At 69.7% G+C, this 15,782-nt stretch carries 17 protein-coding genes; 2 read left to right on the top strand and 15 right to left on the bottom strand.

Going from position 1 to position 15,782, the window contains the following annotated elements:
• Position 1: 1 nt before the first annotated feature.
• Entirely contained in the window at positions 2 to 895 is an 894-nt protein-coding gene (locus tag FB557_RS00680) for a hypothetical protein (RefSeq protein ID WP_144854722.1), read from the bottom strand.
• 141 nt (positions 896 to 1,036) lie between these two features.
• Here FB557_RS00680 and FB557_RS00675 point away from each other — a divergent pair, with 141 nt between their 5' ends.
• The gene (locus FB557_RS00675) at positions 1,037 to 2,995 is read left to right on the top strand and encodes a cation:proton antiporter (protein WP_246074264.1); all 1,959 of its coding nucleotides are present in this window, start codon (positions 1,037 to 1,039) and stop codon (positions 2,993 to 2,995) included.
• A gap of 87 nt (positions 2,996 to 3,082) precedes the next feature.
• Here the strand turns inward: FB557_RS00675 and FB557_RS00670 are convergent, their stop codons facing one another.
• The 7 genes from FB557_RS00670 to FB557_RS00640 all read right to left on the bottom strand — a co-directional run bounded on the left by FB557_RS00670 (position 3,083) and on the right by FB557_RS00640 (position 9,511).
• Positions 3,083 to 4,525, bottom strand: a complete 1,443-nt coding sequence (locus tag FB557_RS00670) for an aldehyde dehydrogenase (RefSeq protein ID WP_144854720.1) — start codon at positions 4,523 to 4,525, stop codon at positions 3,083 to 3,085.
• A gap of 14 nt (positions 4,526 to 4,539) precedes the next feature.
• Positions 4,540 to 4,746, bottom strand: coding sequence for a tautomerase family protein (locus FB557_RS00665; protein WP_144854718.1), 207 nt, complete (start codon positions 4,744 to 4,746; stop codon positions 4,540 to 4,542).
• On the bottom strand, positions 4,746 to 5,567 hold the full coding sequence (locus FB557_RS00660; RefSeq protein WP_144854716.1) for a 2-keto-4-pentenoate hydratase: 822 nt from the start codon (positions 5,565 to 5,567) through the stop codon (positions 4,746 to 4,748). The genes FB557_RS00665 and FB557_RS00660 overlap by 1 nt, the downstream gene beginning before the upstream one ends.
• Complete coding sequence (dmpG, locus tag FB557_RS00655) at positions 5,564 to 6,661, bottom strand: 4-hydroxy-2-oxovalerate aldolase (protein ID WP_144854714.1); 1,098 nt, start codon at positions 6,659 to 6,661, stop codon at positions 5,564 to 5,566. The genes FB557_RS00660 and dmpG overlap by 4 nt, the downstream gene beginning before the upstream one ends.
• Positions 6,658 to 7,692, bottom strand: a complete 1,035-nt coding sequence (locus FB557_RS00650; protein ID WP_144854712.1) for an acetaldehyde dehydrogenase (acetylating) — start codon at positions 7,690 to 7,692, stop codon at positions 6,658 to 6,660. Before FB557_RS00650 ends, dmpG begins: the two co-directional genes overlap by 4 nt.
• 34 nt (positions 7,693 to 7,726) lie before the next feature.
• Positions 7,727 to 8,518, bottom strand: a complete 792-nt coding sequence (locus FB557_RS00645; protein ID WP_144854710.1) for a 2-keto-4-pentenoate hydratase — start codon at positions 8,516 to 8,518, stop codon at positions 7,727 to 7,729.
• Between the two features lie 165 nt (positions 8,519 to 8,683).
• On the bottom strand, positions 8,684 to 9,511 hold the full coding sequence (locus FB557_RS00640; RefSeq protein ID WP_144854708.1) for an IclR family transcriptional regulator: 828 nt from the start codon (positions 9,509 to 9,511) through the stop codon (positions 8,684 to 8,686).
• Between the two features lie 2 nt (positions 9,512 to 9,513).
• Between FB557_RS00640 and FB557_RS00635 the strand changes: the two genes are divergently transcribed.
• Positions 9,514 to 10,377, top strand: a complete 864-nt coding sequence (locus tag FB557_RS00635; protein WP_144854706.1) for an IclR family transcriptional regulator — start codon at positions 9,514 to 9,516, stop codon at positions 10,375 to 10,377.
• 4 nt (positions 10,378 to 10,381) lie between these two features.
• Here FB557_RS00635 and FB557_RS00630 read toward each other — a convergent pair whose 3' ends face one another.
• From FB557_RS00630 to FB557_RS00605, 7 genes are all read right to left on the bottom strand, one after another.
• Positions 10,382 to 11,053: an alpha/beta fold hydrolase gene (locus FB557_RS00630; protein WP_281290040.1), complete on the bottom strand. Its 672-nt coding sequence runs from the start codon at positions 11,051 to 11,053 to the stop codon at positions 10,382 to 10,384.
• Between the two features lie 18 nt (positions 11,054 to 11,071).
• Positions 11,072 to 11,221 carry a hypothetical protein gene (locus tag FB557_RS14410; protein WP_246074260.1) on the bottom strand — a complete coding sequence of 50 codons (150 nt, stop codon included), beginning with the start codon at positions 11,219 to 11,221 and terminating at the stop codon, positions 11,072 to 11,074.
• Complete coding sequence (locus tag FB557_RS00625; protein WP_144854704.1) at positions 11,218 to 12,318, bottom strand: NADH:ubiquinone reductase (Na(+)-transporting) subunit F; 1,101 nt, start codon at positions 12,316 to 12,318, stop codon at positions 11,218 to 11,220. Before FB557_RS00625 ends, FB557_RS14410 begins: the two co-directional genes overlap by 4 nt.
• Positions 12,319 to 12,434: 116 nt before the next feature.
• Positions 12,435 to 12,761, bottom strand: coding sequence for a phenol hydroxylase subunit P4 (locus FB557_RS00620; RefSeq protein ID WP_144854701.1), 327 nt, complete (start codon positions 12,759 to 12,761; stop codon positions 12,435 to 12,437).
• A gap of 1 nt (position 12,762) precedes the next feature.
• Complete coding sequence (locus FB557_RS00615; protein WP_144854699.1) at positions 12,763 to 14,331, bottom strand: YHS domain-containing protein; 1,569 nt, start codon at positions 14,329 to 14,331, stop codon at positions 12,763 to 12,765.
• Positions 14,332 to 14,440: 109 nt separating this feature from the next.
• Positions 14,441 to 14,755, bottom strand: a complete 315-nt coding sequence (locus FB557_RS00610; protein WP_144854697.1) for an MmoB/DmpM family protein — start codon at positions 14,753 to 14,755, stop codon at positions 14,441 to 14,443.
• A gap of 12 nt (positions 14,756 to 14,767) precedes the next feature.
• Complete coding sequence (locus FB557_RS00605; RefSeq protein WP_144854695.1) at positions 14,768 to 15,775, bottom strand: ferritin family protein; 1,008 nt, start codon at positions 15,773 to 15,775, stop codon at positions 14,768 to 14,770.
• Positions 15,776 to 15,782 lie beyond the last annotated feature (7 nt).

Here is a 15,782-nt window from a genome sequence, read left to right as displayed (position 1 = left end):
GTCAGTAGAGGACGACCGAGGCGTCGTTGCCGCCGGTGCAGGTGGTGACGACGTCGCCGGTGCACCGCATCGAGTAGCTCCGTCCCGTCACCGGGCTCCTCACCTCCAGCGTCGCGGAGCCATCGTCGCCGGGGTCGGCGGCGAGGTAGGCGTCCCGGACCGCCACCGCGAAGGGGCAGGACGTCACCGAGGTGGTACGCCCGACCGCGATGCCGTCCTTCGCCCCGCCGCAGGCCGTCGCGCCGGACGGCAGCTCGCCGGTGCGCTCGGCCGTGGTGCTCGAGCTGCTCGAGCTGGTCGATGAGCTCGCTTCTGCGGGGCTGGATTCGGCCGAGGACGGCGACTGCGACGGGCTCTGCGTGCTCGACCCCTGCTCCTGGGCGGTCCCCTCGCTGCTGCCCGCGCCCGACGGCTCGTCACCGCGCAGCTGGGTGAGGGCGAGATAGGCGAGCAGCGCACCGACGACGACGGAGGCGAGGATCAGTAGGACGATCCCGGCGCCCCGGGCCACCGCGCCGCGGCGATCGGGCTCGGGTGGAGGCACCGCCTGCCGTTGCATCCCCGGTGCGCCGCCGTGGTCGTCGTGGCGAGGAGTCGAGTCGTCCCTGGCCGGCATGACCCGGCTCGGTCCACCCGCGTGGCCGGGCTCCTCTCCCCACCAGTCCTGCGGGACGGAGCTCTCCCGGTGACCGGGAGACGAGGCCGGCGGCTCACCCCCTTCGCCGGTCGCCGGTGGCTGCGCACGCCCCGACGCCGCGCCCGAGGAGTCGACCACCTGTGTCTCATCGGCAGTGGGCCGGTCGCCTGTGGGCTCGTCATCGGGGCTCCCGAAGAAGAAGTCCTCGAGCGGAGTCGCGTCGATCGGGGTCGGCTCGTCGCCCTGATACCGGGACATGGGTCACTCCTTCGCCGTCCGGCAACGGCACGACACTGCCACATCCTCCCTGGACGTGCGCCGGGTCCGGCCCGGACGCCCGGTGCACATCGCGGGCCGGAACATCCGGCGTGAGGACGGACACTCGCCTATCGTGCAGGGGTGCTGGACGAGATGGTGCACGCCTTCACCGAAGCCATGCCCGGGAGCTACATCGCCCTGGTCGTGCTCATCGCTGTACTCAGCCAGCTCATCGCGTGGTACCTCAAGGTGCCCTCGATCCTCCTGCTGCTCATCACCGGATTCGCTCTCGGCCAGGCGATCGAGGCCCCGACCGTCATCGGGCAGGACGTGCTCTACGCCGGGGTGTCCCTGACCGTCGGGATCATCCTCTTCGAGGGGTCGCTGTCGCTGAAGGTGCGCCAGCTGCGCGACCTCGGCCAGAGCGTGATGCGCCTGTGCAGCGTGTCCGTGCTCATCGCCTGGCCGCTCATCGCCCTCTCGGCGTGGATCGCCGGCGTCGAGCCGCGGCTCGCGGTGCTCATCGGGGCGCTGCTCGTCGTCACCGGACCCACCGTGATCAACCCGATCGTGCGTCAGCTGCGCCCGACCCGGCGCGCCTCGACCCTGCTGCGCTGGGAGGGCATCGTCGTCGACCCGATCGGCGCGGTCCTGGCCACCCTCGTCTTCCAGGCGATCGTCGCCCAGGGTGAGTCCCCGATCATGGCCGCGCTCACCGGCCTCGCGACGACGCTGCTCGTCGGCTTCGGGCTCGGCATCGGCATGGGCTGGCTGCTCAAGGTCGCGATGCAGCGCCACCTCATCCCCGACTTCCTCCAGGGCGTGCTCTTCCTCGCGGCGGCGCTCGGCGTCTTCGTCATCTCCAACGCCGTCGCCCACGAGAGCGGCCTGGTCACCGTCACCGTGCTCGGCGTCTACCTCGCCAACGTCAAGGGGCTCCACCTGCACCGGGTGGTCGAGTTCAAGGAGCACCTCCAGGTCCTCTTCGTCGGCTCCCTCTTCGTCCTCCTCGCGAGCCTGGTCACCCTCGACGAGATCCGCCGGGTCGCGCCGCAGGCGGCGATCCTCATCGCCCTGCTCGTCCTCGTCGTCCGGCCCGTCAGCATCTATCTCGGGCTGGCCGGGTCGGACTCGGAGATGAAGGAGCGCACCCTGCTGGCCTTCATGGCCCCGCGAGGAATCGTCGCTGCGGCCGTCGTGTCGATCTTCGCGATCGAGATGGAGCACCAGGCCCAGAACGCGCGCCAGTCGGCGCTCAGCTCGAGCGGCGAGGGCGCGAGCAACGCCGACGCGCTGGGGATCCGCGCCGACAACCTCGAGGCGCTTGCCGCGCAGGCGCAGGACCTCGTCCCCCTCGTCTTCCTCGTCGTCGTCGGCACGGTCGCGATCTACGGGCTCGGGGTCGGGCGGCTCGCCGAGCGGCTCGGCCTGGCGAGCACCTCGCCGCAGGGGGTGATGTTCGCCGGGTCCGCGCCGTGGCTGGTCGAGGCCGGGGAGCACCTCGCCGCCCTCGACGTGCCGGTCAAGGTCGTCAGCCACGACTTCTCCGCCATCCGCTCCGCCCGCCAGGCCGGTCTCGAGACCTACTACGGCCACGTCCTCTCGGACATCACCTCCGACGAGCTCGACGCCGCCGGGATGGGCCACCTCATCGCCGCCTCGGCTGACGACGACATGAATGCGACGACCGCGCGGCAGTACTCCTCGATCTTCGGCAGCGGCGCGACCTACCAGCTCAAGCGCGCCGACCAGGAGAACGGGTCGGAGAAGCGCACCCCGAGCGCGTCCCTCGGGGGCCGCATCGCCTTCCAGCCCGCGAGGACCTTCGACGAGATGCGTGACCTGCGTGCCGAGGGCATGCGAGTCCGGCGGACTCGGCTCTCCGCGTCCTTCACCCGGGAGGACTTCAAGCGCACCTATGGCGACAGGGCGGTTCTGCTCTTCCTCGTGTCGAGCGAGGGCAAGGTCACCGTGGCCACCAAGGACACCGAGCTGCCCGACACGGCGACCCACATCGTCGCCCTGCTGCCCGAGCGCACCGAGAACAGCAGCGACCGCAAGCGGGCGAAGAAGAAGGCGACCGCCTCCGCGGCGGGCTGACGCCCCCTTCGCCGGTTCGAAGACGGATCGTCAGCTCGAGGTGACGATCCGTCTTCGAACCACCCCGGGTCGGGTGGGCCCCCGCCGTCAGCGGCGAATCTGCATCACCACGGCCTTTGGCTCGGTGAAGAACTCGCGGCTGAAGTTGCCACCCTCGCGGCCCACCCCGGAGTCCCCGACCCCGCCGAAGGGGGTGCGCAGGTCGCGGATGAAGAAGCAGTTGACCCACACCGTGCCGGCCCGCAGGACCGAGGAGACCCGGTGGGCGCGCGAGAGGTTCTCGGTGAAGAGCATCGCGTTGAGCCCGTAGCGGGTGTCGTTGGCCAGCGCCACCGCCTCCTCCTCGGTCTCGAAGGAGTTGACGACGCACACCGGGCCGAAGATCTCTTCGCAGTACGGCTCGGCGTCCAGCGCCAGAGAGTCGATGATCGTCGGGCGCACCACCCACGAGCCGTCGTCGGCCACCCCACCGGTGTGGAAGCGCCCGCCGAGCTCCTTCGCGGACTCGACGTAGGAGCTGACCTTCTCGAAGTGCTTCCGGCTGGCCAGGGCGGAGAAGCGGGTGCTCGGGTCGAAGGGGTCGCCGATGCTCAGCTGTTCGGCCGCCTCGGTGAAGCGGGCGAGGAACTCGTCGTAGATCGAGGCCTGGACGAAGAGGCGCGACCCGGCCAGGCAGATCTGCCCCGCGTTGCGGAAGATCGCCTCGACCGCCCAGTAGACGGCGTTGTCGAGATCGGCGTCCTCGAAGACGATGTTGGCGCCCTTGCCGCCGAGCTCCAGGCTGACCGGGGCGAGGTGACTGGCCGCAGAGGCCATGACCGCCTTGCCGGTGGTCGAGGAGCCGGTGAAGGTGACCCGGTCGACCCGGTCGTCCCCGGTGAGGGTGGCTCCGGCGGGTGCTCCGTGACCGTTGAGCACGTTGAGCACCCCCGGCGGCAGACCGGCCTCGGTCGCCAGGCGGCCGAGCATCGTCACCGACGCCGGGGTGTCTTCCGAGGGCTTGATGATGCAGGTGTTGCCCCAGGCGATCGCGGGCGCGATCTTCCACGAGGCCATCATGAGCGGGAAGTTCCACGGGCTGATCGCGGCGACGACGCCGGCGGGGCCGAACTCGCTGTAGGTGTGGTGCCCGGTGTCCATCGGGTAGACCTCGCCGACGTGGTCGCGCTGGTGGTCGGCGAAGAAGCGGAAGTTCCACACCGAGCGGGCGACGTCGTGCTTGGCCTCCTCGAACGGCTTGGCCATGTTGGTCGAGTCCAGGCGCGCCAGGTCGTCGGTGCGCTCCTCCATCAGGTCGGCGAGCGCGTGGATGTGCTGGGCGCGCTCCACCCGCCCCATCGTCGCCCACGGGCCCTCGTCGAAGGCGCGACGTGAGCTCTCGATCGCCTTGTGCGCGTCGGCCTCCTGGCCGTCGGCGGCCTGGGCCCAGACCTCACGGGTCCACGGGTTCCACACGTCGAGGCGCTCGCCGCCGACGGACTCGACCTCCTCGCCGTCGATGATGTGGCCGAAGAACTGCTGCTCGCTCATGCTCTGCTCCTGGATCAGGACGAAGGGGTCTGCTGCGCCCGCTCGGCGAGGGTGGTGTCACCGGCGGCGAAGTTGGTGGGGGGAACCTCGCGGACGATCACCCGGACCGCCTCGCGGGGCGCGACCTGGGTCTGCACCATCGCGTCGGTGAGGGCCGAGATCATCGCCCGGATCTTCTCCGGCTCCCGACCCTCGGCGAGGGTGACGTCGATGATCGGCATCAGCTCCCCCCTTCGCCCTCGGCGCCGCCGTAGATCTGCACCGAGCCCAGGCTGGTGAAGTGGCAGGCCACGGACGACCCCGGGGGCGCAAAGACCGCATCGGTCATGCCGCCGGTCAGCACGATCCACCCCGCCTCGATGGCGTGGCCTCGTGTCGCGAGGTCGTTGGCCGCGAGCGCGAGCGCCTCGCCGGGGTGACCCTGGACGGCCGCGCCGGTCGCGCTGTCGACGACCTGGCCGCCGACCTCGACGAGCACCGCCTCCAGTGCCAGGTCGACCTGGCTCGGCGGCACCCCGAGACCGGCGGTGACGAAGGCGCCGGAGCTGGCGTTGTCGGCGATGACGTCACCGGCGGTGAACTTGAAGTCCTTGTACCGGCTGTCGATGACCTCGGCGCCGGCGTGCACGCTCTTGACCGCGGCCATCGCCTGCGCCCCGGTCACGCCCGGTCCCTCTAGCCGCTCACCCATGACGAAGACGATCTCCGGCTCGATGCGCGGGTGGATCAGCTTGTCCTGGGGCACCGGGTCACCGGCCGGCAGGATCATCGCGTCGGTGAGCCAGGCGACGAAGGGGGTGTCGACCCCCATCCGCCGCTGCTTGGCTCGGGAGGTCAGGCCGAGCTTGACCCCGATGAGCTGTTCGCCGCGCTCGAGGCGCTTGGCGAGGGTGAGGTCCTGGATCTGGTACCCGGTGGCGACGTCGAGCTCGGGCCACTCGTCGGTGAACTTCACCCGGTCGCGGCGCTCGTCCTCGCAGGCGAGCAGCTCGGCGGCGACGGACTCGACGTCCCAGGCTGACCCCTTCGCCCCGGCCGTCACAGCGACGCTCCTAGGGCGGGCAGGTCGCCCAGGTCGAGCTCTCTGGCCTTCTGGATCTCCAGGGCGACGTCGATGATCATGTCCTCCTGACCGCCGACGTAGCCGTACTCGCCGACCTTGGCCAGGATCTCGTGGGCGGGGACGTCGTAGCGCTCGGCCGCACGCTCGGCGTGGATGAGGAAGCTCGAGTAGACCCCGGCGTAGCCCTGGGTGATCGAGCTGCGGTCCATCCACGGCAGCCGGCGGATGTAGGGACGCACGACGTCCTGAGCAGCGCCCAGGATGCCGCCCGCGTCGACGCCGGTGGAGATGCCGAGCCGCTCGAAGGCGACCGCGAGGACCTCGGTCGGGGAGTTACCCGCCCCGGCGCCGAGGGCGCACAGCGAGCCGTCGATCTGCTTGGCTCCCGCGCGGTAGGCGAGCACCGAGTTGGCGACGCCGAAGGACATGTTCTGGTGGCCGTGGTAGCCCACCTGGGCGTGCTGACCGATCTCGGACACGAGAGCCTCGACCCGGTCGGAGACGTCCTCGAGGATCAGGGCGCCGGCGCTGTCGACGACGTAGACGCACTGGCAGCCGGCGTCGACCATGATCCGGGCCTGCTTGGCGAGCTCGTCGGGGCCGATCATGTGGCTGAGCATGAGGAAACCGACGGTCTCCATGCCCAGCTCCCGGGCGGCACCGAAGTGCTGGATCGAGACGTCGGCCTCGGTGCAGTGGGTGGCGATCCGGGCGATGTCGGCGCCGTTGTCGCGCGCCTGGTGCAGATCCTCGACGCGCCCCAGACCGGGGAGCATGAGCACGGCGATCTTGGCCTGCTCGGCCTCGGCGCGGGCGGCCTTGATCAGCGACATCTCGTCGACCGCGGAGAAGCCGTAGTTGAAGCTCGATCCGCCCAGGCCGTCGCCGTGGGTGACCTCGATGACCTGGACACCGGCCTGGTCCAGCGCGCGCACCGTGGTGCGCACCTGCTCCTCGGTGAACTGGTGCGACATCGCGTGCGAGCCGTCGCGCAGCGTGGTGTCGGTCAGGCGGACGTCGACGCCCCCGGAGAACTCGGGGATGGGGTGGGTCATGCTGGTCTGCTCGGTCATGCCGAGACCTCCTGGTGGCGCGCGTCCTGGGATCGCTCCCCGAGGTGCGACGGAGGAGCCTCGAGGGGTGCAGCGTCACCGGCGTCATCCGCCGGGACCCAGCCGGAGTCGACGCCGAGCCGGTGGGCGACCATCATGTCGCCGACGCGGGCGGCCGCCGCGGTGATGATGTCGAGGTTGCCGGCGTAGTCGGGCAGGTAGTCACCGCGCCCCTTGACCTCGATCGGGACGGTCACTCGTGCCATTCCGTGCCAGAGGTCGCGCGCCTCGTCGAACTGCGGCTCCGCGCGCAGGTGGTAGCCGGGCACGTACTCCTGGACGCGCTCGACCATGGCGGCGATGGACTCGCGGAGTTGGTCGTTGAGCTCGCCGGCCTCCGCGGCCTCCTGGGGGATGGCGCAGAAGACGGTGTTGCGCATCATCAGCGGCGGCTCGACGGGGTTGAGGATGATGATCGCCTTGCCCTTCTTCGCGCCGCCGACGACCTCGAGGGCCTGCGAGGTGGTCTCGGTGAACTCGTCGATGTTGGCCCGGGTGCCCGGGCCGGCGGACTTGCTGGAGATCGAGGCCACGATCTCGGCGTAGGGCACCTCGACCACGGACGAGACGGCGGCGACGATCGGCGTGGTCGCCTGGCCGCCGCAGGTGATCATGTTGACGTTCGGCGCGTCGAGGGTGAAGTCGAGGTTGACCGGCGGGCAGAGGTACGGCCCGACCGCTGCCGGGGTGAGGTCGACGGCCAGGACCCCGGCCTCGGCGTACTTCGGCGCGTTGGCCTCGTGCGCCTTGGCCGAGGTGCACTCGAAGACGACGTCAGGCAGCTCGTCCTGCGCGAGCAGCCAGTCCACCCCTTCGTGACTCGCCTCCAGGCCCAGGCTCGCCGCCCGCCGCAGCCCGTCCGAGGCGGGGTCGACGCCGATCATCCAGCGCGGCTCGAGCACCTCCGAGCGACGCATGAGCTTGAACATCAGGTCGGTCCCGATGTTGCCGGGACCGACGATCGCTGCGGTCCCCTTCGTCCGTGGGGTCATGGTCGGTGTCCTTTCGAAGGGGGTGACGGCGCCGTCACGACGCGAACCGGGCGGTGACGCTGCCGATGCCGGCGAAGGTTGCGGTGAAGCTGTCGCCCGCGGCGACCGGGGACATCGGGGTCACCGATCCGGGCAGGACGACGTGGCCGGCATCGAGGCTGGTGCCGAGCGCGCCGACGGTGTTGGCGAGCCAGACCAGGCTCGAGATCGGTGATCCGAGGACGGCGCCGCCGGCACCCGTCCCGACGATCTGGGAGTTGCGGGTGAAGACGCAGCCGGTCAGGCGCAGGTCGACATCCTCGAGGCGGGTCGGGGTGGATCCGAGGACGTAGGCACCGGAGCTGGCGTTGTCGGCGACGGTGTCGACGAGGGTGATCCGCCAGTCGGCGATCCTGCTGTCGACGATCTCGATCGCCGGCAGCACGTAGTCGACGGCATCGATCGCCTGAGTGAGGGTCACCCCCGGGCCCTGCAGGGGCTTGCCGAGGACGAAGGCGATCTCCGGCTCGACCTTGGGCTGGAGGAACCGGCCGACGGGGATGGGGTCGTGCTCGAGGTAGGCGAAGTCGTCCATGAGGTGACCGAAGTCGGGCGTGTCCACCCCGAGCTGCTTCTGCACCTGCGCCGAGGTCAGCCCCACCTTGTGCCCGACGACCGTGCGACCCGCGGCGGTCCACGAGCGAACCTGCTCGAGCTGGATCGCGTAGGCATCGGCGACGCCCAGGTCGTCGTAGGTCTCGGTCAAAGGCGGGGTCGCGGTGCCGCTCTCGTACGCCGCGAGCAGGGCCGCCGCGGCGTCCTGCAGGGTCTGGCTGGCCTGGCCCATCGCTCTCCTCGCTCGTGGGGATGGCTCGACGGTAGGCCCGCGCGAGGCCGACCCTCCGCCGTCGTTCTTCGCCGGGGAACGCCTCACCCCCTTCGTCCCGCTCACCTGAACACCCCCTTCGCACCTAGGGACGGCGGATGGTGGGTGGTGGGTGGTGTGGAGGCGCTACCGGCCGAAGGGAGTGGCCAGGCTGATCCGCCGGCTGGCAGCCCGCAGCAGGGGCACGATCCGGTCGACCTGCGGGTGCACGGCATCGGTCGGTCCGAAGACCGAGACGCACGCGATCGCGTGCTGGCCGCGCAGCACCGGCACGGCGATCGAGGTGATCCCGTCGAAGGACTCGTCGACCGCCATCGCGTAACCGCCCAGTCGCACGCCCTGCAGGGTGTCGTCCCACTGCGCCTCGGTACGCACTGTGCAGCGGGCGCGCGGGGGGAAGCCGGCTGCCCGGCGGGCCCGGTCGAGCTCACCGTCGAACGCGGCGAGCGCCTTCCCGGTCGCCGTCACGTGGGCGGGGAAGCGGCGACCCGCGTGACCGAGGACGCGACCCCCTTCGCCCATCTCGATCCGCTCGACGAAGACGACGTCCGGGCCGTCGGCGACCCCGAGGTTGACGGTGTGCCCGGTCTGGGCGGCCACCTGTCGCAGGGTCGGCAGGGCGGCATGGCGAAGGGGGTGACGTGCCTGGACGAGCATGCCCAGCTCGAAGAGGTGCAGGCCGAGGCGATAGAGGCCGGTGTCGCGGTCCTGCTCGATGAAGCCGCGTCCGGCCAGGGTGCTGAGCACCCGGTGCGCGGTGCTCTTGGCGACGCCGAGGCGCCGAGCGATGTCAGAGACCCCGAGATCACCGTCGGAGGCGAAGCACTCGAGCACGTCGAGCGCGGTCGTCACGGATCGAAGGCCGCCGGACTCGGGCGCGACCCGCTTCGGGGTGGTCGTGCACCACGGGTCCTCGGCCATAGTGACTCTCGGGAGGACGGGGTCGGCGCTCATGCGTGGTCTCCTTCGACGCGTGGGGTCGCCAGCTGGTGGATCTCGCCGGCGGGTATGCCCTGGTGGTCGACGATCGCGTGCCGATCCGGCATCATCAAGGAATGCGTCCCGCAGAGCGGAACACCCTCGCCGGACCGGGCGAAGCCGGAGTCATCGCCCGCGCGACCTGCCTCCTCGAGGCTGTCGCCGAGGGCGCCGACACGATCCGGGGTCTGGCTCGAGCCACCGGCATGGCACCCTCGAGCGTCCACCGGCTCGTCGGCCAGCTCGTCGATGTCGGCGTGCTCGCGCGGGCGGACTCCCGGATCCAGCTCGGCGCCAAGCTCTTCGAGCTCGGAGCCCAGGTGCCGGTGCGACGCGACCTGGCAGACGCCGCCGAGGCGGTGATGGAGGACCTGCGCGAAGCGACCCACCGCCGCATCCACCTCGCGGTGCTCGACGGGACCGATGTGGTCTACGTGCGCATCCTCGGCGCCCAGAGCGGGATCGCCTCGAAGGTCGGCGGCCGGATACCCGCGCATGCCACGGGCGTCGGCAAGGTGATCCTCGCCTACTCCTCCACCGCGGCCGTGCAGGCCTGCATCGACACCGGTCTGCATCGGGTCACCCCACGCACCATTCACACCCCGCAGGCCTTCACCTACGAGATGCGCAAGATCCGCACGGTCGGCATGGCCCTCGACCTCGAGGAGTCCACGGCCGGGGTGTCGTGCGTCGCTGCCCCGGTCTTCGGGGCGGACCGCAAGGTCCGTGCCGGGCTGTCGGTCACCGGGCCGACCCGCTCGATCGACCCGGGCACCCTCGGCATCGCCGTCCGCACTGCCGCCTTCACCCTCAGCCGAACGCTGAGAGACTCCGGGATCTAGCGCGCTACTCCGCGAAGAAGTCCAGGAGGAGTTCGGTGAAGGCGGTGCTGTGCTCGACCTGGGTCCAGTGCCCGCAACGGCCGAAGACGTGCAGGCGACTGTCGTCGATCCAGTCCAGCAGGGTGAGCGAGTTCTGCAGCGGGATCACGTTGTCGTCGCGCCCGTGGACAACCAGGGTGCGCGCCTTGATCGCCCGGATGCTCGCCTCATCGTGCGCCATGGCGTCAACCCACCGCTGCCGGGGCTCAGGAAACATTGCGGAGAAGGCCGCCCGCGTCCGTGGTCGCATGCTCGCCTGCTGCCGGCTGGCCACCAGCTCCTCGGTGATGAGTGAGTCGTCGTAGGCGAAGACGTTACGCATCAGCTCGCCCATGTCGTCACGATCGGGGTCGAAGCCCCACACCCGATCCAGCCCGTCGGTGATCTCGAAGGGGACCCCGACGCTGCCCATGAGCACGAGGCGGTCGACCCGGTCCGGGTGGTCGATGGCGAGCGCGAGCGCCATCGACCCGCCGAAGGAGTTGCCGACGACGTGCACCCGGGCGACCTCGAGAGCGTCGAGCAGGTCGACCACCTGCTGCAACCAGACCCCCTGGTCGAAGGTCGTGCCGACCGGACACTCGGTGAAGCCGAACCCGGCGAGGTCCGGGGCGATCACCCGGTGGTACCGGGCCAGCTCGGGCAGCTGCAGCCGCTAGTTGGCCCAGGCACTGACCCCCGGCCCGGACCCGTGCAGGAGGAGGACGACGTCGGCTTCGTCACCCCTTCGCCCGCGATGTCGGACGTTGGTGCGCAGCGCGCCCGTCGGGACAAGGCGACCGATCTCCGGGTTGCGCGAGCTCATCGCTTGATCAGGGGTGACTTCACGCCACCGCCGTCCTTGTCGGCCTCGTTGAAGAAGTCCTCGCGGTAGATGTCCCGGGGGAAGAGGCGCAGGCTCATGAGCGTCTTCAGTGCGGCGTCGACCATCGCCGGTGGGCCGCACAGGTACCCGGTGCATCCGCTCAGCCGCTCGTGGTCGGCGGCGATGACATCGGTGACCATGCCGAAGCCATACCCCTGGGCGTCCTCACCAGCCGCGCTGACCTGCTCCGCGGTCTCCTCGGACAGGCAGGGACGGAAGGTGAAGTTGTCGTGCTCGGCTTCGAGCTCGCGGAACTCAGCGACGTCGTAGAGCCACTCCCGTCCGCGGCCCCCGGCGTAGAGGGTGATCTCGCCCTCGTACTCACCATCGCCGAGGGCATGCTTGATCATCGACTTCAGCGGGGCGACCCCCGTGCCACCCCCGACCATGATCGCGTGGCGGTCGTCGCCGGTCTTGAGCACGAACCGCCCGTACGGGCCGGACATCCGCACCTGGTCGCCCTCCGCGAGGCGGGAGAAGACCCACCCGTCGGTGCCGCGACCACCCTTGACGTTGCGCACGTGGAACTCCAGCGCGGTGCTCTCCCCCGGGGGTGAGGCGATCGACCAGGTGCGGTCGACCTCTTCGCCGCCGGCGTCGTCGGCCGGCACGACGAACTTCATGTACTGCCCCGCGTTGAAGCCGATCTCCCGGTCGAGCTCGACGACGACCCGCTTGGTCTCGGTGGCGATGTCCTCGATGAGGGTGACCGTGCCGATGTAGTCGTCGACGGGGTAGACCTCCATGTCCTCGTCGACGTCGAGGTCGGCCTCGATCGTCACGTCCCCGCGGGGCTTCGCGCAGCAGGTGAGCAGCTTGCCCTCGTCCCGCTCGAAGTCCATCAGTGCGAAGGAGCTCGCCTCGCCCAGGTCCACCTCGCCGTCGAGCTTGTCGACCTTGCAGGTCGCGCAGGTGCCGTGGGTGCAGCTGTGCGGCAGCCACACCCCCGCCCGCAGGCAGGCGTCGAGGATCGTCTGGTCCTCCTCGCACTCGACCTCGCGACCGACGGGTTCGACGGTGATCGTGTGGGTGGTCATGGGTCTCTCCTCGAGCGGGACGAAGGGGGGAGCTGACGGCTTGTGAGGGAGGTGGAGGAGACGACGATTCCCCGCAGCGCGACGCAGGAGCGCCTCAGGGAATCGTCGTCTCCACCTCAGGCGGCCACGCGGGTGCCGATGACGTCCTTGTGACGGACGCCGAGCTCGGCGAGCGTCTGGTCGTCACGCGGCTCGAAGGGGGCGCCGTGCAGCATCCACGTGCGGGGGGCAGCGGGGTCGTAGTCGGGGTCCTCCTCGGCGAAGGGCACGAACATCTGGTCCCGGAAGTCGGCCCAGGTCATCGCCCTCGGTGCCCGGAACATCGCCGGGGAGGCGAACCACATCGTGTCCTGGAACCACACGGAGACGAGCTGGTCGTCGCCGTAGAGCTCCTGCCGGGAGCGGGAGGGGAAGTCGTACTCACCCATACTCTTGACCGCCATGTCAGGCACCTGCCTTCGTCTCGTCGGGGGTGGCGGTGTCGGCTGCGGCCTCGCCCTGCCAGGCCTGCCAGTTCCGGTGGTCGCGCGATCCGATGTACTCACCGGCGTCGCCGTCCTGCAGGCCGTACCACTCAAGCACCTCCGGCACGGTCGGGCCCCCGCAGTTGCCCTGGTAGATCTGGTGCACGGGCAGCCAGGCCTGGCGGTACTTCTCCGGCTCGCGCTCGAAGATCCACTGACAGCCGTTGGAGCAGGTGTGGTAGATCTCGCCCTCGAACTCGGACTCGCGCTGGGCGAAGGTGGTCGCGTCGCCGGGCTCGGTGAAGAGCATCGGCACCTGACAGACCTGGCACAGCTGGGGCAGGCCCGGCGCGAAATGCCGTCCGCCGGCCTCGATATTCTTCTTCTCCTTCTCCCAGAGCGGTCGGTAGTGGGTGTCGAAGGTGTCGGGGTAGGCCTGCGAGAGCCAGTCCATGTGCTCGTCGCTCGGAGCGCTCGTCGTGAAGGCGGCCGCGAAGGAGAACTGGTAGAGGGTCCAGTACACCTGGTGGGAGAGGATCTCCTTCTCCTTGATGGCGTCCTCGACGTGGCGCGGAGGCGTGATGCCGTAGAAGGCGAGGTCCTCGAAGAGGCCACCGAGCATCTGCTCCTCGAAGTACAGCTCGAAGGACTCCTTCCAGCTCATGACCTTGCGCGGGAGCATGTAGTCGAGCATCTGGGCGACGAGTGCGGTGACGCGGTAGGAGCGCCAGAACCACTTGTCGATCCAGCCCTGGACGATCGGGACGTTGGCCTCGTCCTGCTCGAGGAGGAACTTGATCGCCTCGAGGCCCAGGGTCATGTGCCGCGACTCGTCGGACTGCGCCGAGAAGCCGAAGGTCATCGTCGGCAGGTCGCCGTTGAAGGACGACCCGGACATGAAGGGCACGAAGAGCAGGTTGGTCAGCAGGTACTCGAAGGAGAAGCCGACCGCGATGAGGAACTCGAAGGGCCCGCAGGACAGTGCGTCCTCGAAGAAGCTCTTGGGCACCGACAGGTACCAGACCCGGTCGTACTCCTCCGGCCAGTTGTGGAAGCCCGAGTAGTACTTGTTGTAGTTGGACAGGGTGTGGATCTCGGTCTGCATGTGACGGATCTCGTCGATCGACTGGCACAGTGCCGCAAACCGCGGGCCGGGTCCGGCGAAGTGCCGCGCCAGGTAGGCGAAGTGCCGGTGGGCGCCGTACTCGAGCGGGGTGACGCCCTGGATGAAGATCTTCATCGCGTTGAGGTAGCTCGCATCGGTCAGACCGAGGTGGCCCTGCCCCTGCGCGAAGCCGTCGAGGACGGCGTAGAGGCGCTTGTCCTTCTCGGCCTGGTACTTGCAGTAGGCGTCGATCGTCAGGCGGAAGGGGTCCTCCCAGGCCGCCCAGTCGTGGATCTTGATGCCCTCGTAGTCGAGGTGCGGGAACATCTCGTCCTTCTCGACGTAGGACGGCTCCCAGTCGAGGCCGCGGGTGAGGGCCTCGTAGCGGGCCTTCATCGACAGCTTCTTGGCCTTCTTCGTCTTGTTCTCGGGTGCGAGTGTCATCGTGGGTCTCTCCTGTGGTCAGCGGTGGTCGAGGTGTGAGGGCGCCCCGCGCCCGAGCCTCGACACCTGATGGGGTCTGTCTGTCGGTCTGTCTGTCTGTCTGTCTGACTCAGTGGTCCCAGGCGATGACGATCTCGTCGTCGTCCCACTCCTGGATGTTGCCGAAGTAGCTGACGATCGCCATCTGGAACTCGTGCGTCTCCCACTCCCGGCCGAGCTTCTCCTCGACGGTCTCCTGGGTGATCACGATGCGGCCCGGGGCGGTGATGCGGACGAGTCCGGGGCTGTGCATCACGCTGCACCCGGGGTTGTCGGCCTCGATGGCCTCGATGACGGGCCGGTTGTTCTCCGACTCCTGGATGACGACGCCGACGTCGCGGACACCCTTCGTCTGCGGATCGTCTGCCGTGGTCTGCTCTTGCATGGCGCTCTCCTCTCAGGCGGCCGCACCGGTGTGCGCAGCGCGCACCTCGGCGGCGGTCGTGGTGATCCGGTCGACGGCCGAGCTACCGCCGAGCAGCTCGTCGATGCGGGCGGCGAAGGGGGTGACGACCTCGAGCGCCGTGTCGACGGCGGCCGCGCCGTGCTCCGCGAGGAGGGCAGCATTGGTCGCACCGAGCTCGGGGTCCTCGCGCCAGGCCGTGTACAGCGCGTCGATCCACCTGCGGTTGTCGGCGAACCAGCTCGCCATGTGCTGCGCGACGAGCGAGTAGGCCGGCGCACCGCTGACGACGGCCTCGTCATCGAGGTGCTGGTACAGCAGGTCGTACACGAGCCGGTCGACGGCGTCGAGACGCAAGAGCGCCAGACCCCAGTCGGTCTCGACGATGGTCTCCTCGGCCATCCGGCGCAGCCCCTGCAGGGGCGCGTCGTGCAGCCAGTGCTCCTTGGCCTCGGCGAGCAGGTCCGTCGTGCCGCCGCCGAGGGCGATGCCGACCCGGCTGAGGACCTGAGCGTTGCCGACCCGGTCGAAGGCAGAGTAGGCAGCCGACTGGGTCACCGTCGCGCCCCAGCCGAAGCGGGCCATCCCGCAGAGGATCAGCTGGCCGGCGCTCTCGAGATGCCGCAGGGGCAGCACGAGCTCGGCGAGGACGCTGCGCCAGCCGTCGGGCAGACGCTCGAGCAGCCCACGTGCCTCGATGTACTCGAGCGAGGTCGCGAAGGCCTCGTGGTGGCCGGAGCGGGCGGTGACGTAGGGGGCGTAGTAGTACTGCCGCGGGTCGAGGTAGCTGTAGGCATCGGTCAGCCGGAAGACGCTGTAGGAGTCGTCGTAGATCTCCCGCGTCGGGTCCCACGTCGGGCGGTACTGGAAGTGCTCCTTGGGCTGCACGTCGATGCTGCCCTCGATGTAGCGCGAGGCGGGCTTGTCGCCGTAACGCTTCGCGATGTGGGTGAAGGTCTGCCGCTGGGGTTCGATGACCTGGGTCTTGAGCTCGTACTGCACTGGACGT

The organism is Marihabitans asiaticum (assembly GCF_007828725.1).
Taxonomy (GTDB): Bacteria; Actinomycetota; Actinomycetes; order Actinomycetales; family Dermatophilaceae; genus Marihabitans; species Marihabitans asiaticum.
The sequence above is the reverse complement of the archived record's forward strand: the minus strand, read 5'-3'. Positions and strand labels throughout refer to the sequence as shown.

Excerpts from the sequence above, each read along its gene's own strand:
- FB557_RS00620 (WP_144854701.1), bottom strand. The coding sequence starts at position 12,761 with ATGGCGGTCAAGAGTATGGGTGAGTACGACTTCCCCTCCCGCTCCCGG.
- FB557_RS00665 (WP_144854718.1), bottom strand. The coding sequence starts at position 4,746 with ATGCCGATCATCGACGTCACCCTCGCCGAGGGTCGGGAGCCGGAGAAG.
- FB557_RS00615 (WP_144854699.1), bottom strand. The coding sequence starts at position 14,331 with ATGACACTCGCACCCGAGAACAAGACGAAGAAGGCCAAGAAGCTGTCG.
- FB557_RS00640 (WP_144854708.1), bottom strand. The coding sequence starts at position 9,511 with ATGAGCGCCGACCCCGTCCTCCCGAGAGTCACTATGGCCGAGGACCCG.
- FB557_RS00670 (WP_144854720.1), bottom strand. The coding sequence starts at position 4,525 with ATGAGCGAGCAGCAGTTCTTCGGCCACATCATCGACGGCGAGGAGGTC.
- FB557_RS14410 (WP_246074260.1), bottom strand. The coding sequence starts at position 11,221 with ATGAGCTCGCGCAACCCGGAGATCGGTCGCCTTGTCCCGACGGGCGCG.
- FB557_RS00645 (WP_144854710.1), bottom strand. The coding sequence starts at position 8,518 with ATGGGCCAGGCCAGCCAGACCCTGCAGGACGCCGCGGCGGCCCTGCTC.
- FB557_RS00680 (WP_144854722.1), bottom strand. The coding sequence starts at position 895 with ATGTCCCGGTATCAGGGCGACGAGCCGACCCCGATCGACGCGACTCCG.
- dmpG (WP_144854714.1), bottom strand. The coding sequence starts at position 6,661 with ATGACCGAGCAGACCAGCATGACCCACCCCATCCCCGAGTTCTCCGGG.
- FB557_RS00610 (WP_144854697.1), bottom strand. The coding sequence starts at position 14,755 with ATGCAAGAGCAGACCACGGCAGACGATCCGCAGACGAAGGGTGTCCGC.
- FB557_RS00625 (WP_144854704.1), bottom strand. The coding sequence starts at position 12,318 with ATGACCACCCACACGATCACCGTCGAACCCGTCGGTCGCGAGGTCGAG.
- FB557_RS00650 (WP_144854712.1), bottom strand. The coding sequence starts at position 7,692 with ATGACCCCACGGACGAAGGGGACCGCAGCGATCGTCGGTCCCGGCAAC.